The following is a 24100-nucleotide window of genomic DNA, read 5'->3' as shown; positions in this document are numbered from 1 at the left end:
ATTATGGTAAAAAAGAGAATCAGTATAGCCTATATCCTGTCTTTCTTTGTGCTACATCTTCTGGCACAAAGTTCTCCCGTTGTTATCCCTAGTCTGCCTGTTATTAAGCCCAATATACCTACAACACCTAACAACAACATATATAACCTATACCCGAACAGTCAAACAATCACACCTCAAAACTATCAACAGGATGCAGCCACAATTACAAACGTCCAACAAAGAAATGCAGCCATACAGCGTGAAGTATCAGAACACCAGCAAATGTTAGGCGAAATCCAACGGCAGACAGATATTCAAATGCTACTCAAAGGCGGTTTCCCCTCGCTGGCTCACAACGAAGGCACAGCAAACTATTACAATGCCTTTGACGAAATAAATAGTATGCTGAAAGGCGATACCCCGTTAAATATCGGACGAGCCATATTCCTGATCGAGAACGCCTACTACGACAATGCCATAGATTACAATGAATACCGAAGCTCTATAAAAAGCAGTGTCGATTTCTGTAATCAAATAATGGAAGATGAAAAACTGGACAAAAACGACAACCTTACCAAAAACATGATGTTATTCCGCTATATGTCCGATACATTGGAAACAAGAGATAAAACGACCAAAAAGAAACTATTCCATTACCCCGTAAAATACAACTTAGATGATTATGATTCACATATAAGTTTCGACAGCCATTTTGTAACCACCCTTATGCGTACAGGAAAAGGGCAATGTGAGTCCATGCCTTTATATTACTTAACCCTAGCCGAAGAAATGGGAGCAGAAGCCTATTGGTCTTTTTCCCCCAGACACTCTTTTGTCAAAATACAGGACGACAAGAATAATTGGTACAATGTAGAACTTACCTGTCAGGGAATACTTAGCGACACTCATTATATGAATAACGGTTTTATCAAAGCCGAAGCCATCCAGAACGGGTTATACCTTGAACCGATGGAAAAAAAGAAAGCCATCGCCGAACTTCTAACCCATCTGATGAGAGGCTATTATCAAAAATACGGCTATGATGATTTTATACTCAAATGTGCCGATATAGTGATGCAATACTCGCCTAACAGCGTCAGAGCATTGATGTTCAAAGCGGACTACGAAACACAGCTAACTCTTACACTGGCTCATTTACTGCAAGCTCCCAAGCCCGATATAATGAAAGAAATGTTGCCCGAAGCCTATACCCATTTCGAGCAAATGCAAGCCTTATATAAGCAGATGGATGATTTAGGTTACGAAGAACTACCGAATGACCTGTACGCCCGTTGGCTCGATCATATAGCTAAGGAGAAAGCTAAAGCGGATAAATTACCTTCGATATTTCTGAAAATCAGGAAGGAATAGCTTGTAATCAATCATATCAATGTAATAGTAAACTTAATATTTTAAGTATAAGCTAAAACTGCAATTTATAGCTAAAAGTTAAATGTATCATTAGTCTATTTGTTTATTATATATATTATGTTGAAAATTAAGATATTTCTTTCAATTTTAGGCGTTTTTATCAGTATTATTCCTGCTTTTATAAAAGAAGATAGCATTGTTAGAATAGTATTATTCACTTCGGGAATAATACTATGTATTCTTTCTGTCATTAGTATAATAAGGGAAGAATTTATTCAAAGAAAAAAAGAGATTGAGGATGAGAAATATAAAAACATGATTTTATTAAATGACCTCCATTTTGAACTTTACCTAGAAACTCCTACAACTTCGGGATATATTAATAAATATTTTGATCGTGAAAAAAATACGCTGTATTACGAAAAAAAAGAAAATCCACATTATGCGGAAACAAAAACATTTCCCAGCCAGATTTGGAGTATTCTGGAAATTTCAAACGGCAGTATCTTCATTCTATTTGAAAAAATTGGAGATCAATTTCTACATTTAAATATTACAGAAGAAGGATATACTAGATATAAGCTATCTGTAAATTATGAGCAGGTAAAAATCAGTTATACCAGAGGATATAAAGTAGCATCAATTCAAAATATTGAGGATTTAAAAAAGGCTTGGTTAAGAATCCCGCTTAATTTACCCTGTAATCTAGTGCATTGGAAATTAGTAAGTATTCTAAGAATAAAAGATAAATTATATGACGGAGAAGTAAAAGAGATTATAAACCAACAAAATAGAAATTTTGACATTCATTTCAAAATTTAACGAGTCGTTTTGTTGTAATGTTATAATTATCTATTTGTAGCTATTCCCTCACCAGCACATTACCGCTAATCGTAGCCATACCACCCTTTTTATATACAAAGCAACGTGAAGCCGATTCATTTTCCACAATGGCGTGTGCGTTATCGTAAACCCTTATAAATGCTTTGGCAAAATCCCTGACTATAATCTTTACTTTACTATTATGCCTCACATGAATATCACGGGACACGAAACCTGTAAGTATAATCGTACCCGAACACTCACCGTTTAGTATCGCAGTAGGAGGGTTAAGAACATCGACCTTCATATCGGTATAGACACCCTTTTGTATGGCGATCTCGCCGAAGTGTTGTTTTATAAACTCGTTTGAAGGGTAATTGTGCAGTATGCAAAAATCCAATCCTTTTATATACATTTCAACCAATTGTTCTTTGGTCGGGCTGCCCCATTCGTCAGTCCATCCGACACAAAGCCCAAATTTCATAGCTTCCTCTTTCAGCATTTCAGATACATTCATAATGTTTTGATTCGTAAATTTTCAATTAGCAGATGAGCAAATTAAAATTCATTTTCTAATTTGCTTATTTTCTCATTCAACCACATTCCAAGCCCTTCTCCACCATAATTAATACAGAGGGTAAAAAATTAAGAGAAAAATACTCGGACGGTCGTTTTCAGTCCGTTTTCAGGCGTTATAAGTCGCTGTTTCTCAGAATTTTCAGAGTTTTGGCACATACAGTCTCCACGCTGACCTTACTTTTTCGCTTTCGCTTCATGGTGTTGCCTGTTGTCGGCTTGTCTGACAGAGCAGGGCATTTAGTAAGGGTGTTGTCACTCGGTTTTGCCGCTAATTGAAGTAACGGCTCGTTCTAATTATCTCCCCAGAACTGATATAAGAGGGTGTCGTTTTGGAACTTTACAGTAAAAGCAGCCCTCACAGTTTCCCGATCAGGCTGCCTGAATCACATCAACAAAAACAAAATGTAAAGTCCCTCGACAAATATATAAATACACAAATCGGTACGGAATTTATCAACCTCATACTCTTGCACAATTCCCCGATTGTGGAAAACTAATTGATGTTGAACTTTACTCCGCTTCCGCTAGTACTTGCCCGACGCAAAAGAGAATTGGTATCTTCCGAAATTTCAACAAGTCGGTTTGTATTGGTAGCAATAGCGAGTGTGTTTATCTGAATACGCATAATATCGGCTTGCATCAGAGCGAAAGTGTCATTATTCCTTTCCGCATAAAGCATTATTCTTTCAACCATCGACTTTTGAAGTGACAAATCGGCTCGCATCGCATTGATGTAGGATGCCAACAGGTTCGCTGTATCTTCCGTGACAGCTTGAATCCCTTTCGACAAGGTATCACTGTCACTTACCTTTTCCTCTAAGTCAATCCCTGCTTGCTTGGCTGCTTCACAGAGATAATCCCAAGCACTTTGCCAATTACTCAGATTACCTTTGAGTTTAGTTAGTTCCTGAACCAAGCCGTTCATATCACTTTTACTCAGGTCGCCATCACCCAGAATACCCCCTTTACCGTCCGTACCGAACATATAAGTCCTTAACTGTTGCATCATCGGTTCAACATACTGTAACTGCAATACGTTTTTAAACACGTTCCGCATAATGTCGGCAACGGTATCGTCAAAGGCTTTTGCTGCATCCTCGCCCTTAGACCAAGCCTCAACAAGTGCGTCCGAAATATTCTTCGCCCAATCCTTTATCTTAATGCCAAACTGTTCCCCTGCCAAATCTTCATAGAAGTAACGGATCTGGTCTTTGATTTCGCTAATTTGGTTTTCGTAGTCTGCAACCGTGTTCCAGTCGGTTTTCTTCTTGTCTATCTCGTTTTGGCGTTGGCTTTGCAGTTCCTTTTTCTGCTTTTCAAGGTTTTGGACTTGCTGTTTTGCCTGACTGCTGCTTATCGCTCCAAGTTGGCGTTCCACCACACGTTGTAATTCGGAGTACTCATTTTTGAGGTACTTAACCTGTGTCTGCGATTTTTTAATGGCTTTATCCAGCTTTGCATCATGGTTTTTCGCAATAGCGGTTATACCGCCGATAATACCTTGTATTACCTGAATAGGATTCCCCGAAGCAATACCCATAGCCACATTAGAGACAGCCCCCACCATTTCCCCGATAAAGGCTGTCGCATCCGCAGCATCCTCATTCCCCAAAGCATCGAACATACCCGAAAGGCTACCGCCCACGTCCTGCACTATTGCGTTCAAATCCGCAGCCTTCGACCCCATAATGTCTAGGAAAGGCATTTGTTTCTCGTCGCTTGTCCCTTCGGCTACCTTATATTCGCTTGAAGGACGCAAAAGGCTGTCGAAAGGGTTTTCTTTCCGCATATCCTTCTGTACGGATGCGATTCGGGTGATTATCCGTTCATATTGCCTCAGATTGATAAGCACATCGCTTTTACTGCCATCCTGATTAGGCATATAGTAACCTTCCAGTTTTCCCCTTTCGTCATACTTTCCGTATTTCAGGCTACCATCTTCATTTTTTGTATTGGCAATTTGAGTAACGGTTTCTTTGGCATCCGATACCATTTTTTTCAAATGGCGGTAGCTAATGTCCGACAGTTCCCCGAAAAGCTGGCGGTAAAAGGGTGTTAGCTGCCACAGTTCTTCACGCAATTCCGCCACTGCATCGGCTTCGGCTTTGTCATAGGCGGCGACCGATCTGTTTATGACATCTTCCGATGCACCGCTTTTTCGTGCTTCTTCCCGTTTTGTTTCATATTGGTTATGGATAGATGTGATTTTTTCCTCAGTAGTGGCGTAATCGGCAATCATTTTCGACAGGTCGATTTTCAGGGCGAAATCCTGTTCCTGAATCGCATCCGAAATATCTTCGACCATTTTATGCACGGGTTCGGTCAAAGTTGCAGGGTCAACCTTCAGTAAGTCTTCGTAGATACCACCGCCCGACAATTCTTTCAATTTGTCCTTCATCATGTCGATGTGGTTCTTTATCGGCATGGACGAATCACCGAATACAAGCTCTGCGGCTTTGCCCTTATCCCCTGTGATTTCCGAAAGCTGCTTATAGGTGCTGTATTTCTCCTTATAGCGGGAAAGGAATTTCTCTATTTTGTCGATCTCTTTCTTTGCGTTTTCGGTAATATCCTTAAAGTCCAGAGCATTTAGTTCCTTGTTCAGCGATTCGACCAGAGACTTAGCCGCATCCGTCAGTTTCTTAGAGCCGAAATGCTTCTCGATCTCCTTTATCTTCCCTCTCAGATAATCCTTGTAGCCCTCTTTCGAAATATCGGTCTGCTTCACTTCTTTATATCCCTGAATAGACGAAATCTTACCGAAAGCGTCGGGCTTCGACATCACTGTTTGCAGTTCCTCGTATTGGCTCTTAGCTTCTTTGATAAGCTCTATTTTGTCTTTCAGCCCTTCGGTAAACCTGTCCTTTTTAGAACTGCCCCCTTTGGTTTTAATCCAGTCGCTTGTGTTCAAGCCTATCGCCTCGATCGCTTTGTTCAGGTTGTTGAGATCGTCCGTATCTTTTTTGTAACCGTTCAGCATTTGTTGTCTGGAGGGTGATACGTTCATAGGCGAAGGGAAAGCCATTGTTTTAAAGTCCAGCCCCATTTCCATCAGTATTGGTTTTTGGGCTTCGATACGCTCTTTTACCTCCTTGTACTTATCCTTTATATCCTTGACAACCTCGTTGAAGTTTGTTTCTGCGGTAATAGTCAGTGTATTACCCAGAATGTTTTTTAATTCTACCCGCCAGCCCTCATTGGCTTTTGCCAGTTCATCGTATTGCTTTTGTACATTTTCTGCCAGCTTGTATTGCCCGAAGTCTTTATATGCCGCTATCATTTCCAAGAGCATATTCTTGTGGTTTTCCAATTTGGCGGTATCAAATTCCCCTTTGTCCTTAAAAGGCTTCTTATCCAGTTCGGCATTTAGCTTCTCATACTTCTGCTGAATCTGCTCGATGCTGTTGGCATAATTGACGTTAGCCCCGTAACTTGCTTCTATTTCGTTGAAATAAGCCTTCTGTATTTCGGGAAGCATCGTAAATTCTTCGGCATAACTCTTTACACCCTTTATCATTCCGTCCAGTTGGGTAATATTATACAGGTCGGCAAAAGATGTTTTGACACTGTTCCCTTTTCCTGCTGCGGCGTAAGCCTTCGCCATAGAATCGGAGATCAGTTTTTCGACTTCTCTTTCCTGCCTGTACAGTTCGGGTGAATTGCGTATCGCTGCAAACATATCGGCTACGACCTTGTTTGCCTGATCTTTCGACAATACATATTGCCCGAAGCCCATAAGCGGTTTCTCAGTCAAAGACTCCATCGCAGATTTATAGGCTTTGGAAATATTCTCGCTCAGATTCGTTTCGAGCTTTTCAAGTGACTGCGAATATGCCTGAGCCTTTGCCTTTTCATAGATAGCTGCCGTTACATTTTTAAGTTTGGCTGCAATCTGGTCGTAGGTTTCCGATTCTTTTATGAGGTTGGGAAGGAACTCGCCGTATTTCTTATTGATCTCGTCTATAATGTCCCTGTATTCTTTCGAATATTTATTGGTATGTTTCAGGCGAATCAGAAGCAAGTCCATAGCTGCCACCGACGCATCGGCATCGCCTTTTACCTTTCCGGCTATATCTTTCAGGGCGTTTTCCAGTTCGTGTGCATTGTCGTATGCCGACTTTAAGGCATAGCCTAATGCAACGATAGCTGAAAGAGCCAGCCCGATTTTTGTAGCTTTACTCAGGTTGTTGAATTTGAGTGTCAGCAGGTCGATTACCGCACCCAGCTTGTTACCCTGAATAGCAGCACTCAGCATAAGCAGATTATAGGCTTTCTGAGCCGAAGCCAAGACCTGTACCCCTGTCGTTGCAACGATAACCGCAGCCTTGTATGCACCGTAAGTAATGATTATCCCTTTCAGAATATTCCAATACTTCTCCCAATTATTCATCAGGTTTACAAGCCCGTCCACACTGCCTTTCAGCAAATCGCTGTTTGCCGAACCGATACTGTCCAACATAATATCGAAGGAATCCCGTAAGTTGGAAATCTTACCCGCAAGCGATGTCGCCTGTATCTCTTGCATCTGGAAGAACATACCGCCCTCATTGGTTAAGTCCTGAAAGATTTCCTTTATCATGGTAAAAGGAACTTCCTTATTCGATATTTTGTCGAATATATCCCCCGCTGTAACCGTTTCCTCTCCGAGTTCCTTAAACTTCTTTATCAGCATATCCACAATGGGCAGTCCCGTTTCGGCGAGCTGCCGGAGTTCGGTTCCCTTCAGTATCGAGGATGCTCTTATTTGCCCAAAGGCAAGCACAATGCGGTTCATATCCACGCCCAACCCTGCCGACACGTCCGCAAGGCGTTTCATGGTATCATATAGCTCGTCCGCAGGAATCGAATATGCCGATAACTGTTTGGCATAGTCGGTCAATTGTTTAAAATTGAAAGGGGAATAAACAGCCAAATCTTTGATCTGTCCGAAAATACGGTCTGCCGCTTCTTTGTCTTGGAGCATGGCAGTCAGCGAGAGCCTTTGTTTCTCAAACTCCCCCGATACCATCGCCAGTTCTTTGACAAATGCCCCGACTTGGTATATAGAGAAATAAATACCCAACTGCCTCGATAAATCCGACAGCAGGATTCTTTGATTGAACATAGTCCTGTTTGTCAGACCCAAAGCTCCGTTTAGCGAATTTTGACCCTGCAATCCTATCATGGCAGCCCTTTGTCTGGCTGCTTCCGTGCGTTGTATCTCAGTTAATAACCGTTGTTGGGCTAACCTTTCGTTGTTGATACGGTCTTGTTCTATTCTGGCTAACTGTGCAGCACTTACTTGTTGCCTTCGGCGAACCGCTTCCGTGCGTTCCGTCTCGGTTCGGATGCGTTGTTCGGCAGCCAGCCTGTCGGCATCTACTCTCAGGCTTTGCAGGTTCAGGGCATTGGTTCGCTCGGTTGCCTGATTGACCCGTTGTTGTGAGATCAGCGAATTAGCGGCTACCCTGTCCCGTGTTTCCTGTAACCGCAAGTTCGATTGTTCAAGCCTGTTTCGTTGCTCGGTCAGCTTTACAATGTCATTCATTTGCTGACGGTTGGAGTTTTGCTTGCCTCCTACATTGAAAGACGATAGTAACTTTTGCAATTCTATTGCATCCTTTTTCCTGTCGTCCAGAATCTTCCGCAGTTCTTTATCGTCACCGCCGATACCGAAGCTCAGGTTTCCAATATTTGCCATGAAGTATTACGTGTTTGTGTTAAGGTCTGACAGTTTCATTTCCTGCCACTGTGTTTTTTTATGGCGTTCTCTCGCTTTTCGCAGCGATTCCTCGTTTAGCCGTATGCTTTCAGCATCAGCCTTCGTTTTGTTCTGCTTGTCCTTCGGTTCTTTGTCATAGACTACCCGTGACACGTCCAGAACCATCAGCTCATATTTGGCTACCGAGCCTTTGAAGCGGTACATAAATTCGGGAATCGTGATAAGCCCCCAAAACAGGGTAAGAGGGGCTAATATCCAAGCATGGTCTTTTCCTATGGCTGCCCTTGCTCCGACGAAAGTTCGTGTCGGAATCGCTCGGCTTCCTCCATCGTCATTGTCATGTTCGTTATCTTCATCCGAGCGACCAACGCAGAAGCTATGTACCAGCTTCCCGCAGGAACTTTTTTTTTAGAAAGCGATATGACAGGCTCTAGCTGGTCGAAAGCATACCCTTTGATGAAATAGAAGTATCGCCAATACAGCCAGTGGAAAAAGAAAATCTTTATACCGTTCAGGATGCACAGCGAAGCGGCTTTGGCTAGGAACTTCGAACGCTGCTCTATCACTTTTTCCGAATCCGTGTCCTCCGCTTTGATACCTTCCTTTAGTTCCAGCTTCGACAGTTTTTCAAGGGTGTAGCCCTTCATCCATCCGATAGCGATAACCTTGTTTGTTCGTGGAATAACCAGTTTGTCCTTGCCGTTTTCCTGAATCGAAAGCAATTCCTTTTCGTCTTGTATTCTAGGTTGTTTCATAGTTTTGTATTAAAAAAGGGAAGGAAATTTCCCTTCCCTTTTAGGTTTGTGTGTTGTGTATTTTCCTGATTAGCTATACCGCTTTGCGAAAGTCCCCCATTCGGGGGATTTAGGGGGTGTCATTTCTCGTAGAAAAGAACATCCCCCTTGCCGTCAGGATTCATTTTCGGTGTTGCTGTAAAGGCTACCGCAAAAGCGTTGGAAGAAGTCGAACTCCAATCGAAGTTTGCGATAAACTCACAGCGTGGAATGACGATTGCCATATCTCCGGCTGCGTTCGTGATCTTTACCATCGCATTGATAATCTTGTTTTCAAGGTCGATAGCGGTACTTTTCGTAAATCCTGTTATAGCCGGATTAGTAGCCGCATTTGTTTTGAAGAAGTATGCCAGAATTTCTTTGGCAATAGACGGAATACTCCCTGTGAGCGAGAACTCGCCCGCCTCATAAGTCGCTGCTATGGGTGCGGAAAACTGATCGACTTTGATTTCCGTTTTACTCGGTTGAGCTTGTGAGAAATTTACACTGTCCTTTACGGTAAAGATTTCGTCCGCAGTATCAAAGGTTGTTACTGCCAATGCTCCGACAGGTGCAAGTTGAATTTTTGAAATACCGACAAATACCTTGTCGAGTGCTGCTTTGGTTAAGGTTGCTGCCATGTGTTAAGTGTGTTTTATAAAGTTTTGATGTGTGTTGCGAATTGGATGGCTATGACATTGTAGCCATAGTCGTCATTTCCCAATGGAATTGTAACAGGGTAGATGTCGAATAAGTAGGTATTGTCCTGTATCGGAAATATGTCTGTCAGTTTGTTGTACATCAGGCTGAGTTTTGTCCCGTTCTTTTCTCCGTTCGACAGATTTTTTGCAAACAGTTCGATACGGCATGTACACCGCCCCAATGCCCCCCTGTCCGTTACTCTGGTTACTACCGATACCACTGCAAAATCGCTCATGTTCGCATCTACGTTCGGGCGTTGCCCTTTGAATACCTTCTGCGTTACAATCCCCGCTTTCACAGCGTTTGCCAGTACATCTTCTATTTTTTCTATATCGAAATTGCGGTTCATTTTCTGATAGGTTTGAAGCTCTTTATAAATGCGGTGATTGAATAATCGTAGCCGTCCGAGAGTACATTCAGTTTGCGTGTTTTTTCCAAGTATTCCGAGTATTCCGTTCCAGTGGTGAATACGATGGCGAATTGTCGGGTTGATTGATAGCCTTTTAAAAACTCCATCGAAGTGTTCGTTCCGTAGCCTGCGTCAGTCTGTACTTTAGCCCGAAAATACTTCCGTATATTTCCGTCGTAGTCCTCAAAATCGAACAGTTCCTCTCCTTTGATTAGCTTATTGCGTATCGGTGGCGGGTAGTGATTATTGAATCCCATTATTTCAAGGTTTCCCATGTAATAGATTCCGAAGGCAAGCGAGGTTATTGTGTTTCCCGTCAGGTTTCTGTATTTGGCTTGGTTAGGTAATACATCGCTAACCATCCTTATACCGAACTTCGTCATTTCAGGTACGATATAATAGTACATATCCTTATAAATATCGTTCTGTATATCCTCAAACTGCTTCTCTATACTTTTCATTGATAACTGATTACTGCTGACTGTTAACTGATTAATTATCCGTTTCCGTTTTCATTAAACCAGATGTTCGCCCCCAGATTAAAGATTTTCGATTCTTCGACCCTGCCTTTCTTCACTTCACCCGTGATCGAGTTGGTAAATTCCAGATAATCCCCTTTTTTGATAATGATGTTATGCTTTGGCAGTGCCAGCTTGTAATCGGCTTTGACAACCTCTACATCAATATCCCAGCCCCGTACCATGTCCCTCATACCACATTGTGACCCGAATACGGATTCAAATAGTTCCTCACCCGTTGCGGGGTCGATTACAGGCGTACCGTTCGTGTCGGTCTTTGCTCTGAATATCTTTACATAGTGGGGAAATCTCGGATTATCTACCATAGGTTTACAATCTTTATACTTGGGTTATATTTTCTATCCAGATATTTCTTATAGATCGACATGGCTAGATTTTCAAAGCGTTTCTTATCCGTTACCGAAATCGTTTTGTTCGCTTCTGTTTTCGACCATCCACCGTCTGCCTCTTTCGTCCCCGTGTATGAGGTCGGAGAGGTCGAAGCCCACATCAACAGGTCTGCATAAAGCAAATCCCTTTGTTTGGTCGATAATTCGGCTACATCCGTCCTTTTTTTTATCTCACGGTAAATTCTGATCGAGTTCAAAACCGATTCTGTAACATCAAAGCCGACCAACCCTTTCAGATAGTCCTCAATGCTGATATAGAATACAGCCGTTACCTCTGTAACCGTTACTGATATTGGGTTTTCAGATGTTGCGGTATTACCGATCAGGAAATGTTTGAAAGTCCAGTTTTCGTTCGGGATAGCGGTCAGAGTGGCAGAATTGGAATCTGCCACCTTTTCCACTTTTCCTTCACCGATTATGTCGATTGCTATTTCCATTTTCAGGCGATAGTCAAATACAACATGTACTGAGGTTTGTTAGGTACGACCAATGCCGTCAATTCCGATTCGATATATTGGGTGTTGGTTCTGGTATCGTACCATTGTTTTAAAATAGTGCGTCCACCGTCGTACCAAGCCAATCGAGCCGCAGGGTCGGGCATGGCGATAGGCTCTACCGCTTTGATCGAGCCGAGTTGTCCGTCTGGAACTAATACCCATACATCCGATTTGAATGAGCGTATTTGTTCTTTAATGACTTTGCCTTCCGCTTTGTCGAATTTCTCAACCGCTACAATATTGTCGATTACCTTAATCGGGCAACCGATTATACCTTCCAGTTTCGATTTCACAACCGATTCGTCCAGAACCGCACCCAAAGCTGCAATATTTGCGGCATCAGCCATCGGATGAATATTCAGTGCAATGGCAGTCCTTATTTTGGAATGTTCCATCGTCCTGCGGAATGTCAGGTAATCCACCTCGAAGTGCATAGCTGAAACCCCTTTGCGTTTCAGATCGTAGGTTTGTTTCTTCAAATCTTTGATCGGGTCGCTTGCCGTTCCTTCGACATTACTGTCGTCCGTGAACCAGCGTTTAGTGCCTGTCAGCGTCACATGGTTGGTTGTCGGAATCTTAGCCGAAAATGTAATGTTCTTGATACCCGCAGGGTTGTTGCTCGCATCCAGTACGAACGAGCCTGTCGATACCATCTGATCTCGCTGGTATGTCAAACCGTTGTAGTTACCGCCTATCAGTTTCGATGTGTGGTCGAAAACCAAATCCCTCATTTTTTGACTGAGGTTGGTTGAAAACTTCCCTGTCCTCTGGGCGAAAATCATTTCTTCACGAAGGATTTTCTCATTCAGTGCATAACCGTGTTTGGCACGGGGTATTGTACCGCTTGAAAGCTCGAAACCTTCATGGTGTTTATATACACTCGGTGAATCAATATCTACATAAGTAGGCATCGTGTTCAGTCCTAATTCTGCCTGAATCTGGTGGTACGTGAAGTCGATCTGTATGTCGGCATCCCACTCGAAACCGTCGGTCTTGCGTCCGTTATACAGGCTTGCCAAATAGGTATCTACAAATTCCTGATAGGATTCGTTAGCGAATCCATGTCGTATAAGGTCGTAATAGTTTGTGTCTCTAGGTGTCATAGGTTAGATTCCTTTTTGAAATTTGATTTGTGGCAAAACGGCTTTGATGCAATCGGGAATTGGTTGTATGCGATCTTCCATTATTTCGCCGTGAAATACACTGGCGAGGGTTGCGGCATAGTCGCCATCTTCAATCCAGACATCGTTTTCGGTTAACCCTGTTGGTACAGCAACTATTTTCGCCCCGTTATCCGCTTTATCGGCTTCAACCAGAATGTCGCCTATGGCTGCTGTGCCTAATTGACCTGTTGCAATAGTCAGTATGTAAATATTATTTACAGGGTCATGCTCTACATCCATAATCGTTGCTCCTTTACCTGTTCCACCGACAGTTGTGGGAGCTTTCATAATGTTCATGCCTACTTTCGGTACAGGATGGCTTTTGTGTGCATGCACTTTGATGTAGGTTTGAGTGTCTAATACTTTTTCAGCCAATTCGAAAGTCGGGACAATCTTTGCCTTTCCTCCCGCACCGTCAATGCTGACAAGCGAGCCGGAGCGTATCACCGTACCGACTGGAGGTAATTCGTCGAGCGTACCCCCGCTTCTTTCTTTCTGGCTAACAGTCAGCCATACAGGGTAAGCACCGCCGTATTTCTTTGACTTATTCCCATAAGTGTTAAATGTTCCCATGCTGTGAGTTTTGTGTTTGTGTTAGGTTATTTTATTCTGCCTGTTTCTTTTAAATGCTTCATGTAAGCATCTTTATCGCCTTTTTGTGAGCCTAGCGTTGAGTTACCGCCAAATGCAGGAACATACGTTTCACCGTAGAGGTCGGTGTATGCTTTGTCATACAGCGTTTTCCCTGCTTTGGCTAAATCTTCGGCTGTTAAGTCCTCTCGGATTTTTAACTGTGGAAGGATTAAGCCGATAACCGTTTCATTTGTAGAACCTTCTTTCTGCATCAGTTTTTTGACCTCCGTCAGTTTCTCGGTTTTAGCTTTTGCGGCTTTCTTTTCAGCTTCTACCTTCTCAAATCGTTGCAGGCGTGTTTCCAAATCCGTCAGCTTTTCATTATCGGCATGTTGTACTGATTTGTCTGGATTGTCAACTGTTGACTGCTCACTGTTAACTGCAACAGGTTTGTAGTTCTTTTTAAAGTCATTTACCCGTGTGGCGACTTCGTTATTCAATTGACCGTTAATCGACTTCAAAGCGATTGCATGTTTTCCCAGATAGTCGCCAATCTTATCTTCCTCGCTCGGAAGGTGCGGTATAACTGATTGTTCTAAATAGTCGTTCCAAGTTCTGTCTGACAAGCTGGTTTCTCCAACCAATCCCTTTAAGTCTGCGGAAAGTTTTTCTTTCTCCATGTGTGTTTTGTAATAGTTTGTGTTAATAAAAAAAGCCCGATGCACAGTTATTTGTTAACTGTATATCGGGCTTTATGCCTCTCATTATAGTATATGTTTGCGGAAGTAGACTTCCTTATGTCGTGCGGGAAATATCGAAAAACCTTGCTGGTGGAGAACAGCAAACGATATACCCGCAAATGCTCAATATGTATTAAACCTCTCCTGACCTGATTTTATGCACTAATTCAAGTATGTCGATTTCGTGTATCTTTTTGCATTTTGAGTATCTGCACTTAAACTGTAATTTATTGCCGACCACTTTAAAAAGAAGTACACCACAATGACATTCGAATCGTTTTCCGTCTGTTGTCTCATAGGAATTAATGAAATTGTCAGTTTGTGTTTGTGTGTATATTTCGTTTCCGTCCATCTAAGGTTAATTGTGATTACAAATATACAAACAATTGTATTAATATGCAAATATAGGACGATTTAGGATATATTATTGGATATATATACATAAATAGCTATATTTGTATGTATAAATATACAAATATAGAGGCAGTAAGCCCGATATTCTCTTTAGGGGGGAGTATCGGGCTTTTATTTTTAATACTTAGATGGAAAATATAACACAACTGGACTACATATTTCCCGAACCTGTCTACACTTTAGACTATATCAACCAGCTTCGGGAACTTGATTCACCCCTGAATATCATCGCTCAGAAAGGCAGTCAGGAACTATTCTTAATGTGCGAAGCCGACATCTGCATCTTTGGGGGCAAAAGGGGAGGCTCAAAAACTTATTCACTGTTATTGGAAGCCCTGCCCGACATCCGCAATGCGAATTTCTACGCTTCACTGCTCCGCAAGGAAAAGGATGATTCAAGGAAAACAGGCGGTATCGTCGATAAGTCAGACGGTATCTATTCCCAATATGGCATTTATAATAAGAGCCAGCAGGACATGACTTGGAATTTCCATTCAGGTGGTAAACTCAAATTCGACTACTATTCCGACACCTTCGAAGATTTCAAAAAACGCTTTCAGGGTCTTGAACTGTCCTTTGTCGGTGTGGATGAGATTACCCACATGCCTTATGAATACTTTAAATATCTGCTGACCTCAAATCGTAACGCCCACAATATTAAGAATAGATTCAGAGGTACGTGTAATCCCGACCCCGACTCATGGGTAGCCACTTTCATTGATTGGTGGATTGCAGAAGACGGAATCCCAATACCCGAACGTAATGGAGTACTTCGCTACTGCTTTATGTATGGGGACACCGTAAACGAGATTTATTGGGGTGATTCCAAACAGGAAGTCTACGAGCAAGCAAAAGAACGCATCGACAAGCTCTGGCGAAAAGAATACGAGCAGTTTGGCAACAAAGAAGATATGTTTATCAAGTCCGTCACCTTCATCGAAGGTAAACTCGAAGAAAATATTAAACTAATGAAGTCCGATCCCAATTACTTGGGAAACCTTGCCAATCAGTCAGACGAGCAAGTATCAAGAGATTTAGGCGGGAACTGGAAGTTTAAAACAGCAGGATTCGGATTGATAACGTTCGAGGACATGGAGAACTTCTTCGCAAACTCCTACCACAACGAAGGTTTACGCTGCGTCACCTGTGATGTGGCTTTCGAGGGTGGCGACAAGTGTGTGATGTGGTATTGGGAAGGCTACCATGCCCGTGATGTTCGGGTTATTTCGGTTGATGCAAAAAAGACCGTAGCCTATGCAAAAGATTTTTGCAAACTGCATGGTGTTTTGGAAGAAAACTTCTGTTACGATGTCAACGGTCTGGGACAAGTATTTAAAGGCTTTATGCCGAGAGCAAGACCGTTCAATAATAAAGAAATGCCTACCAATGGCGACAGGGCGATGTTCGAAAACCTCAAAGCAGAATGTGCCTACAAGTTCGTCCAACGCATGAAAGCACGGGGTTACAGTATAGAAGCCTCACTCCTGAAACAAAAATTCTCAGGCAAGAACTACAAAAATGTTTCACTCGAAAACATTCTGCTGAAAGAACGCAAAGCCGTAGCACAGGACGATACCGACCCCGATAAGAATTGGCGGCTAATCTCAAAAGTCGAAATGAAGAAAGTGATCGGACGCTCGCCCGACTTTATGGAATCCTTTTTCATGCGTGAATATTTCGAGGTAAAGAATCCCAAAGCTATAAGAAAAAATGTATGGATGCTATAAACACACACAATACTTAACACAAAATGAACTTAAAACACAAGATTGAATATTCAATCAGTCTGATAAAGAAAGCTGAAAAATTAGCATTAAAGTATGATTCGGAAGATGGTTTTTATTTGGCATTCTCTGGAGGTAAAGACTCGCAAGTAATTTATGAACTAGCAAAAATGGCAGGAGTAAAATTTCAGGCACACATGAATCTTACTTCGGTTGACCCGCCGCAGGTAATAAAGTTTGTTCGCAAATATTACCCTGACGTTATACTCCACCGACCCAAAGAAAGTATTTATAAACTCATACCTAAAAAGAAATGCTTACCAACACGAATAATCCGATGGTGCTGTGATTTACTCAAAGAGCAATCAGGTGCGGGTACGGTAACTATACTCGGCATTAGAAAAGCCGAGAGTGTAAGAAGGTCTAAAAGAAATGAACTGGAACTATCGGGTTATAAATACTCAGGATCATTCGACCAGTTTGTAATTCATAAGGAAACTGAGGTTTCATGTATCAAAGGGAAAGACAAAATCATGCTTTCTCCAATTCTTGAATGGAGTGATAAAGATGTATGGGATTTCCTCAAATTTAGAGGCTTGCCGCACTGTGAACTTTATGATATGGGATATACCAGAATCGGTTGCATTATGTGTCCCATGTCTAATAAAAAAGGAATAGCAAGAGATAGAAAAATGTTTCCGAAAGTAGAAAAAGCCTATAAACGAGCCATCGCCAATCTTGTAGAATCAAACCCATATTATGCTACAAAACTTAATAGAGATGTCGATTTGATATTTGAATGGTGGTGTTCAAAATTGAGTATGGACGAATTTAAAGCACGGAACATTCAACAACACAAAATAAAATTTGACTAACACACACACAAACAATACACAACCCCATGCCAATAACCTCAGACCAAATCTATAACCAACGGGAACGATTCTACCGCAACCTTCCCAATCGTGGCTTTCAATCGAAAAAACTATTCCGAAGGGAAGTCTATCAGGCAGAGTTCCTAGCAGAACTAGACCCTGACGGACATAAGATCAACGACCCTACATACTACGAAGATATAAAAAAAGAAATGCCTATCCTAGATGGGAACGGCGAACCCACAGGTAAAAAACGCCTAGTAGAAGTCCCCATCGAGAGAGTCGCAGTACCCTTACAGAAAGTCATACTCGAAAAACACCTCACACACCTTTGCGGCGACAAAATCAAATTCATACATCACAATCTCAACCCCTCAGATTCCGAAGCCGAAACCTTTATGAAGTTCAAGCAAGGCTGGGATAAACGGAATATGGAAACCGCCAAGTTCGATTTTTGCCAGTCGGTCAAAGCCTGTGGCGATGCCGCATTCTGTGCCTACATGGAAAACAAGCAGTTTGCGTATCGTGTTTTCTCATTTCTCAAAGGCGACGGATTACACCCTGTATTCGATGCCAAAGGCAAGCTCCGTCTGTTTGGTCGCAGCTTCACCGCCTACGACTTCGAGCGAAATGAGGACGTACCTTATATGGAAGTCTGGGACGGAAAATATTGCACATTGCTTTCTTATTCAACGGATTCCAAAGCAGGAAAATCAATTGTATGGGACACTAAGACTTTCCTCCCGACTTTATCAGACACTCCAGATACAGAAGGTTGGTTCGTCGTAGATGCACCCGTACCGCATGGCTTCACAACTATGCCAATCGTTTACCTTAAAAATGAAGATGGTGCATGTTGGTCTGCCGTTCAGGATTTGATCGACAAACTCGAACTTGCCCTGTCACAGCTATTCGAAAATAACAAAGCCTATGCCTTTCGTATAATGATAATTAAAGGCGATGTTGAGGTTCAAGGCACTTTGGCGGGACAAGCCAGAGCATTGTTATTCAATAATGAGGAAGGGGATGCAAAATTTATGGAGAGAGCAGATGCCAGTAGTTCCTTCGAACTCCAACTCAAAGAAACCCTCAAATATATACTGATGGGGAGCTTTACCGTACTACCCCCCGAAACACCCGCAGGAGATTTACCCGGCGTGACTATAAAGATTATGTATTCACCAGCCATAGAACAGGGATTAAACGATAAAAACTTTTACAATAAGTCGTTCGATACTATCATATCCCTTTTCAAAGAAGGCTATGCAATGGAAGAAGGCAATTCCGTTTCCGATTTCAAAAAACTAGACCTCAGAGGCGATATATCCATCTACGTTCACCAAAACGATAACGAGATTACCAATAACTTAGTTATGGGTGTAACATCGGGCTTTACTTCAAAAGAAACCGCATCCGAAGTATCGGTCTACTCAGCAGCAGACGAGCAGAACCGCCTCAAAAAGCAGAAGGAGCAGGAACAAAAAGACGAAAGGGAAGCACTCGCTATGCAGCAACCTTATGACGGTATGAATAAAACGAATACCCAACGTAAGATAGCAGCAGAATGAGGAAGGGACAAGCCGAAGCAATCAAGTATATGGAAAGAGTTATCGACCAGATGGCTCTTTCCGATGCCGACCTGAAAGCCATTATTCAGCGATACACAAGAAAGCTCATAGACCAAGCCTTTGTATATGCTTATTTGGGTAAATCTTTTCAATTCTCGGCAAATTCAGAACTGGACGAAAAAGTTTCATCTATAAATGACGAAATCAGAAAAGAGATATTCAATATCATTTATACAAGATGCAAATATGCAGACACACTTGCACACGAAAAGGAAGCGGAAGAAAAATCAGACAAGTTTCTGCTTTTGTTTCTAGGCTCTGTCATAGCAGGGCAGACCCTTCAAGAAAGGATAAACCGATACGTCTCAAATATGAGTTATGAAATCGAAGCCTATATCGCAGCAGGATTGGCAAAAGGCATGAGCCGGACACAGGTTCTCAGCGATTACCTTACTTGGTTCAAATCACCCTATAAATCCCCCTTACTCTTAGACGCATTTAGAAAACAGGGCTTTAAAGCAGAACGCATTTTAAGCAAAGGAATAACATTCGGTTCGGGAATATACATTTCATCCTTCGACAACCTTGTCCGTCTGGAGCAGCAGACTATTTTTCACGCTTATAATAATACACTCAATAGTATCTGGCTCACAAAACCCGAAATTATCGGTTGGTACACCATTCGGGGAAGTGCTTACCCCTGTACAATATGTGACGACAATGTAGGCGTATTTCATTCCAAAGACGAATTTTTCTCAGGCTACCATGTAAGATGTTGCTGTATTTTGATACCCGTTTACAATACAGATATAATTTAAAATACCGATATGAAACCCGTAAAAACAAAACTGATTACCTCCGATAAGAAGATAAAATATACCAACCACTTAGGTAGTTTCGTTTCCCAAGCCGAAGCCGAAAGGTACGCTGTTCTACTCGAAATGCAAGCCAAAGGGCTAATCTCCGACCTTCAAAGGCGGGTTTCATTTACATTGATCGAAGCGGTCAAAGTATATAAATACGAGCGTGTAGTATTGAAAACCAAAACGAAAACCCGAAAGAAGAAAGTGACAGCCGAAAGCCCTGTCACGTTTGAAGCTAACTTTACCTACCGTAATAAACACGGAAAGTTGAGGGTAGAAGTAGTCAGAACCGATAAGGAATACAAAGACCCCACCTATATCATTAAACGCAAACTCATGCGGTATTTACATAATATCGTTATAATAGAAAACAAACTTACGCTTATGCGTAATATTTAACATATTTACTATTGTTTTTTCATACGCTATTGCGTAAGTTTACAGAAAATTTTAAATATAATATTATGAAAAAGAATATGACGACAGATTTAGCAGTGAAAGAGTTGCACACAATTCTTCGGGAGAGAAGGGAAGAATTAGGAATGACACAAAAACAGTTAGCCGAAAAAATAGGAGTCAGGGAGGCAACAATCTCAGATTTTGAAACAGGTAAATCCACAGTCAACTCAAATATTATTAAGAATATATTAGGAGTTTTACTTGTATCAATATCTAAAACACCCAGTGAATTAGAACAAACAAACAAGGCTTTATGGGATGAATCCATAAATACCGCTAAAGTATTGGCAGATAAAGGATATGACAAGAAAACAGTTGAAAAAATGTCCTATGAGGAAATGTGTAGTATTACAGGCTTACCGTTTGTAAATAACCTAGATACAATAATCACAAACGAATATTATGATAATTATATTGAACGTATTGGAACTGCAACCGTTGATATTAGCCTGAAATTTAGCTACTTCAAAACAGTAGTACTTTTCAATTTAGTCTCATACTTAGTAAAGAAATAAGAAATTGCAAGTATTAAATGATTTCCATTATCTTCGCAGTAAATTAAAATATTAAAAATGGAAACTGATTGTAATTATAACTCGTTTACTGACACTAATGCTGAACTTTATATAAATGTTGTAGAATGTTTGCGGAAGTTGATTCGGGAAAGAGGTGTAAAATCTGAGTTTTGTGACGAAAATTGTTTAAAGATAAAAAATATATATCCTAAATTTGACGAAATAGTATTAGTAAAGAAAAATGACAACCTTATTTTAGTAAATCAGGATGCACAATGTTCTTTATCTTTTATCGAATTTGAAGATTTGTGCCGAATATCAGATGACCTTAGTAAGCTATGATCTCAAAACTTTCTCCGACAATACTCAGCCATCAACAAAGCATCAACAATCCCGTCATGCGGTAATGTTGCCCTTCCTGATTTTCTTAAATCCTCGTTCGGGAATAATCTTTTTGCCGCTATCAAAGAAGTAGCCTTAGTATCTATCGCCTTACCCGATTTATAAACAGGCGAAACCCCTTGCCACATTTCTTTCTGCCATACCTTCGGGGCTACTTTTGTGTAAGGTATTCCCATCCCCGCAAGCATTCCCTCCAGTATTCCCAGCGACCAGCCGAAGTTAAAAGTCGATTTCGCCGCCGCACCGAAAATCGCATGTACATCTTCAATGACTACATGAATGTTTTCGCAATCGTATTTCCTGAGTATATCACGTATTAGGGTCAAATCTATCTGATTCCCAACTGTCGGCATCACGGTTTTCTCTATTGGCTTTTCATCCCGAAAAACCACAAAAGCCCCATCCTTGCCGACATCAAAAGCGGCTCGTATTTTCAACGTATAGTTTGTGTTAAGTCTATATAAATATAGCTGTTTTTCTGTCAATATCCAAATTTGGATAACTGCCTTTTTTTTATTACATTTATATAGTAACCAAGCATTTGAATTGACGAATTATATAACATTACTAAGTAAAATTACACTATGAGTAACAAACCAAACAACTTTAAAAGTAAGAATGATAAATCAACGCAAATCGGCAACTTTATTATCAAATTTGAGAAGGGACAAAAACTACGGTCTGTTAAGATTACAACAGTAAATGGCAATTGGAGTATTAGCTTTCGTGAAGATAATCCGTTATTTATCTGGATTTCCAATGAGATTAAAACAGAAGAAGGTCAAAACATCCTACACTTGGAATTTGCGGCTTATTATGCAGTATGCAATGGTGTTCCCGATTCTATATTTATCGAAGAAATCATTCAGGCTTACAAATCATCTGTTGACCGAATAATGCAAGCTCAAAAGTCAATATCGGAAGAAGCAGACCAAGCCATTATCATGGAAGAAAAAGAAAAATACCAATCCAATAATTAATTACGACACATGACACTCGAAACACAATTCGCAGAAGGCGATAAAGTCTGGGTACTTAATGCCAAAACAGGAAATATCGTACAACGGGAAGTAGCCGGAGTAAGAACACAATCAATCAATAAAACGCAGAATACAATCTATTGCTTTGTCAAAGATTGGTGCTTACAAAAAGAGAACCCGACTTTAGAAGATTGCTTTTGGTTGCCGGAAGGTAAAGTATTTGATACCAAGACCCGATTAATACAGAGTTTTCAATAGTTTTCGGAATTACGAAAACTCTCTCTTGCTAAATTAGAAAAATAAGGTAAAGGACAATACATTTGTAATATCTCGCTAACCTGAGAACAAAATTGATTACTCAATTATCGTCGTGAGACGACAAAAAGGCACTGATTAATCAGTACCTTTCAACAGGGCAACATTCATAGGCATCCGTAATCAACTATGATGTTGTGCCAGAGGGGAACAGAAATGTTCCCCTTGTTTTATTTATATTGGATAATGATATTCAAAATCTTTTTTTGTTAATTCGTTTCTCTTTTTTAGTTCAAAGCCATATTTGTTTATTGTTGAGGTATTTAAAAATTTCACTCCTTTTTTTCCATCTACTGTAATTTCCGTAGAAGGCATAAAATTGAATAGTTTATTTTGCTCTTGAAAATCAAGAAACAATTTTATAAGCATCCCATTTTTAAAATCTAATTTCTTACCTAAAATAAACCCTACTAAGAATCTTTGTTGTTGCTTTCCATATTTCTCCAATTTGTTTTTTTCTTTTACTTTTTCAAAATATTTATCAGGATTTTTTCTTCTAGGGTTTTGATATATATATGTTGAATACTTTTCATTAGGCTCTACTACGAAAGATATTATAATATTATTTTCAGTATCATTATCTTCTTCATAATTCCATTGTTTAAATAATTCAAATACTTTTTTTGCGTAATTTTCGTCTCGGAAGCAAATAGAGAACGTTGCGGGAAGTGATTTGTCATAAGTGTCATCCTCATTAGTTGGTATTAGAAAAGCATTAGTAAGCCACTGCGTATTATCAATTGCAAAGTCAGGAAGTGGGGCAAAAACAACAGTTGTATATTCAAATATTGTTTTCTCAAATAACTTTTGCAATAAAAATAATGTTATAGCTAAAATTAAACTACAAATACAATTCTGAAATACTAATAATGAACTTAGAATTGTAATAATAATTATTGCCCAAATAGTGTATTTTATAATCTTCTCGAATCTTTCGTGTATTATTAATACAGGATAGTATTTTCTCCATTCAAATCGAACTAATGTACTTAATTCAACCTTAAAATCTTTACTTAGTCTAATTTTCATAATATTATTTTTAATTCAATGGTAACAACTATCAACCTGTATTATATAATATTGGGTTACAACATTATAAATACACAAACATCACATTCGACAAAACTACTACAAATATGTTAAATAATTCATTGTCCAGTAAATAAATTATTTATCAAAACTAGATTAGAAGTTTCAACCTATTACCACGATAAAACATGGCAGGATTGATATAATATATTCCATTTTGGTACGCATTAGCTAAGACGCAATGATTCTTTAGTTCCGAAATAGCCCTATAAATAGCAGCATTACTTTTGTAGCCTGTTTCCTTTTTTATCTTAGTGATATTTAGCGTTATCATATCATCATATCCCATGTGGTCTACTATATACCAGAGTATTCGGGTTGCCGCTACACTTAAATTAGGCAATACCTTTCGTCCTGCCGCATACATCTTTACAAATCGTTCCGAATCGTATTGCTTCTCTCTGATTACCGCATTAAAGCCCCGACCTTTTACCTCTCCAGTATCATCGTCCACCATCGAAACAATATTCCCTCTGGAACAAATAGCAGTCCTAGTTCCAGTCTTTATGTCTTGTAGCTTCTCAATAAATGGGTTATCCTCATTAAACTCTCTAATACTCATACCCTAATAATTGTATGCACGTTTTGTAGACAATATATGCTCGATTCGTGCATATTATAATTGATTACATTTCTGTATATCAACAAATTAATAC

26 protein-coding genes are annotated in these 24100 nt (G+C 40.5%); 11 read left to right on the top strand and 15 right to left on the bottom strand.

The window, feature by feature from the left end; translation table 11 throughout:
- Nucleotides 1-3 precede the first annotated feature (3 nt).
- Together CLV62_RS05780 and CLV62_RS05775 are read left to right on the top strand one after the other, a co-directional pair.
- The gene (locus CLV62_RS05780) at nucleotides 4-1353 is read left to right on the top strand and encodes a hypothetical protein (protein ID WP_110309831.1); all 1350 of its coding nucleotides are present in this window, start codon (nucleotides 4-6) and stop codon (nucleotides 1351-1353) included.
- A gap of 117 nt (nucleotides 1354-1470) precedes the next feature.
- Nucleotides 1471-2175 (top strand): hypothetical protein, encoded by a 705-nt coding sequence (locus CLV62_RS05775; RefSeq protein WP_110309830.1) that lies wholly within the window; start codon nucleotides 1471-1473, stop codon nucleotides 2173-2175.
- Between the two features lie 40 nt (nucleotides 2176-2215).
- Here CLV62_RS05775 and CLV62_RS05770 read toward each other — a convergent pair whose 3' ends face one another.
- The 12 genes from CLV62_RS05770 to CLV62_RS05715 all read right to left on the bottom strand — a co-directional run bounded on the left by CLV62_RS05770 (nucleotide 2216) and on the right by CLV62_RS05715 (nucleotide 14225).
- Nucleotides 2216-2692 (bottom strand): hypothetical protein, encoded by a 477-nt coding sequence (locus CLV62_RS05770; RefSeq protein ID WP_110309829.1) that lies wholly within the window; start codon nucleotides 2690-2692, stop codon nucleotides 2216-2218.
- 555 nt (nucleotides 2693-3247) lie between these two features.
- A complete protein-coding gene (locus CLV62_RS05765) occupies nucleotides 3248-8434 on the bottom strand; it encodes a tape measure protein (RefSeq protein WP_110309828.1) in 5187 nt (1728 codons plus the stop codon).
- Nucleotides 8435-8440: 6 nt separating this feature from the next.
- The gene (locus CLV62_RS05760; protein WP_146212707.1) at nucleotides 8441-8620 is read right to left on the bottom strand and encodes a hypothetical protein; all 180 of its coding nucleotides are present in this window, start codon (nucleotides 8618-8620) and stop codon (nucleotides 8441-8443) included.
- A gap of 107 nt (nucleotides 8621-8727) precedes the next feature.
- On the bottom strand, nucleotides 8728-9210 hold the full coding sequence (locus CLV62_RS05755; RefSeq protein ID WP_110309826.1) for a hypothetical protein: 483 nt from the start codon (nucleotides 9208-9210) through the stop codon (nucleotides 8728-8730).
- A gap of 119 nt (nucleotides 9211-9329) precedes the next feature.
- Nucleotides 9330-9869: a hypothetical protein gene (locus tag CLV62_RS05750; RefSeq protein WP_110309825.1), complete on the bottom strand. Its 540-nt coding sequence runs from the start codon at nucleotides 9867-9869 to the stop codon at nucleotides 9330-9332.
- A gap of 14 nt (nucleotides 9870-9883) precedes the next feature.
- Complete coding sequence (locus CLV62_RS05745) at nucleotides 9884-10279, bottom strand: hypothetical protein (protein WP_110309824.1); 396 nt, start codon at nucleotides 10277-10279, stop codon at nucleotides 9884-9886.
- The gene (locus CLV62_RS05740) at nucleotides 10276-10800 is read right to left on the bottom strand and encodes a hypothetical protein (protein ID WP_110309823.1); all 525 of its coding nucleotides are present in this window, start codon (nucleotides 10798-10800) and stop codon (nucleotides 10276-10278) included. Before CLV62_RS05740 ends, CLV62_RS05745 begins: the two co-directional genes overlap by 4 nt.
- Before the next feature lie 35 nt (nucleotides 10801-10835).
- Nucleotides 10836-11183 carry a hypothetical protein gene (locus tag CLV62_RS05735; RefSeq protein ID WP_110309822.1) on the bottom strand — a complete coding sequence of 116 codons (348 nt, stop codon included), beginning with the start codon at nucleotides 11181-11183 and terminating at the stop codon, nucleotides 10836-10838.
- Nucleotides 11177-11704, bottom strand: coding sequence for a hypothetical protein (locus tag CLV62_RS05730; protein WP_110309821.1), 528 nt, complete (start codon nucleotides 11702-11704; stop codon nucleotides 11177-11179). Before CLV62_RS05730 ends, CLV62_RS05735 begins: the two co-directional genes overlap by 7 nt.
- Nucleotides 11705-11706: 2 nt before the next feature.
- Complete coding sequence (locus CLV62_RS05725) at nucleotides 11707-12867, bottom strand: major capsid protein (RefSeq protein ID WP_110309820.1); 1161 nt, start codon at nucleotides 12865-12867, stop codon at nucleotides 11707-11709.
- 3 nt (nucleotides 12868-12870) lie between these two features.
- Nucleotides 12871-13500: a hypothetical protein gene (locus tag CLV62_RS05720; protein ID WP_110309819.1), complete on the bottom strand. Its 630-nt coding sequence runs from the start codon at nucleotides 13498-13500 to the stop codon at nucleotides 12871-12873.
- 26 nt (nucleotides 13501-13526) lie between these two features.
- The gene (locus CLV62_RS05715) at nucleotides 13527-14225 is read right to left on the bottom strand and encodes a hypothetical protein (protein ID WP_146212706.1); all 699 of its coding nucleotides are present in this window, start codon (nucleotides 14223-14225) and stop codon (nucleotides 13527-13529) included.
- 557 nt (nucleotides 14226-14782) lie between these two features.
- Here CLV62_RS05715 and CLV62_RS05710 point away from each other — a divergent pair.
- From CLV62_RS05710 to CLV62_RS05680, 7 genes are all read left to right on the top strand, one after another.
- Nucleotides 14783-16381 carry a terminase large subunit domain-containing protein gene (locus CLV62_RS05710; RefSeq protein ID WP_110309817.1) on the top strand — a complete coding sequence of 533 codons (1599 nt, stop codon included), beginning with the start codon at nucleotides 14783-14785 and terminating at the stop codon, nucleotides 16379-16381.
- Nucleotides 16382-16404: 23 nt separating this feature from the next.
- On the top strand, nucleotides 16405-17253 hold the full coding sequence (locus CLV62_RS05705; RefSeq protein WP_110309816.1) for a phosphoadenosine phosphosulfate reductase family protein: 849 nt from the start codon (nucleotides 16405-16407) through the stop codon (nucleotides 17251-17253).
- Nucleotides 17254-17279: 26 nt separating this feature from the next.
- Nucleotides 17280-18821, top strand: coding sequence for a phage portal protein (locus CLV62_RS05700; protein ID WP_110309815.1), 1542 nt, complete (start codon nucleotides 17280-17282; stop codon nucleotides 18819-18821).
- Nucleotides 18818-19639: a hypothetical protein gene (locus tag CLV62_RS05695; RefSeq protein WP_110309814.1), complete on the top strand. Its 822-nt coding sequence runs from the start codon at nucleotides 18818-18820 to the stop codon at nucleotides 19637-19639. Before CLV62_RS05700 ends, CLV62_RS05695 begins: the two co-directional genes overlap by 4 nt.
- Nucleotides 19640-19648: 9 nt before the next feature.
- A complete protein-coding gene (locus CLV62_RS05690) occupies nucleotides 19649-20083 on the top strand; it encodes a hypothetical protein (protein WP_110309813.1) in 435 nt (144 codons plus the stop codon).
- A 65-nt stretch (nucleotides 20084-20148) separates the two neighbouring features.
- Nucleotides 20149-20658, top strand: a complete 510-nt coding sequence (locus CLV62_RS05685) for a helix-turn-helix domain-containing protein (RefSeq protein ID WP_110309812.1) — start codon at nucleotides 20149-20151, stop codon at nucleotides 20656-20658.
- A gap of 57 nt (nucleotides 20659-20715) precedes the next feature.
- Nucleotides 20716-21000, top strand: a complete 285-nt coding sequence (locus CLV62_RS05680; protein ID WP_110309811.1) for a hypothetical protein — start codon at nucleotides 20716-20718, stop codon at nucleotides 20998-21000.
- A gap of 2 nt (nucleotides 21001-21002) precedes the next feature.
- On the opposite strand, the gene CLV62_RS05675 is transcribed toward CLV62_RS05680, so the two are convergent.
- Entirely contained in the window at nucleotides 21003-21497 is a 495-nt protein-coding gene (locus CLV62_RS05675) for a RuvC family protein (RefSeq protein ID WP_110309810.1), read from the bottom strand.
- Nucleotides 21498-21644: 147 nt separating this feature from the next.
- On the opposite strand from CLV62_RS05675, the gene CLV62_RS05670 reads away from it, so the two are divergent.
- Nucleotides 21645-22040 (top strand): hypothetical protein, encoded by a 396-nt coding sequence (locus tag CLV62_RS05670; protein ID WP_110309809.1) that lies wholly within the window; start codon nucleotides 21645-21647, stop codon nucleotides 22038-22040.
- A 9-nt stretch (nucleotides 22041-22049) separates the two neighbouring features.
- Nucleotides 22050-22298, top strand: a complete 249-nt coding sequence (locus CLV62_RS05665) for a hypothetical protein (protein ID WP_110309808.1) — start codon at nucleotides 22050-22052, stop codon at nucleotides 22296-22298.
- Nucleotides 22299-22529: 231 nt separating this feature from the next.
- Here the strand turns inward: CLV62_RS05665 and CLV62_RS05660 are convergent, their stop codons facing one another.
- Entirely contained in the window at nucleotides 22530-23384 is an 855-nt protein-coding gene (locus tag CLV62_RS05660; RefSeq protein ID WP_110309807.1) for a hypothetical protein, read from the bottom strand.
- Between the two features lie 151 nt (nucleotides 23385-23535).
- Complete coding sequence (locus tag CLV62_RS05655) at nucleotides 23536-24006, bottom strand: replication/maintenance protein RepL (protein WP_110309806.1); 471 nt, start codon at nucleotides 24004-24006, stop codon at nucleotides 23536-23538.
- Between the last annotated feature and the right edge of the window lie 94 nt (nucleotides 24007-24100).

This window comes from Indolivaga alginatilytica (genome assembly GCF_003201355.1).
GTDB classification, from domain to species: domain Bacteria; phylum Bacteroidota; class Bacteroidia; order Bacteroidales; family Dysgonomonadaceae; genus Dysgonomonas_A; species Dysgonomonas_A alginatilytica.
This window is presented reverse-complemented; position numbering and strand designations above follow the sequence as displayed.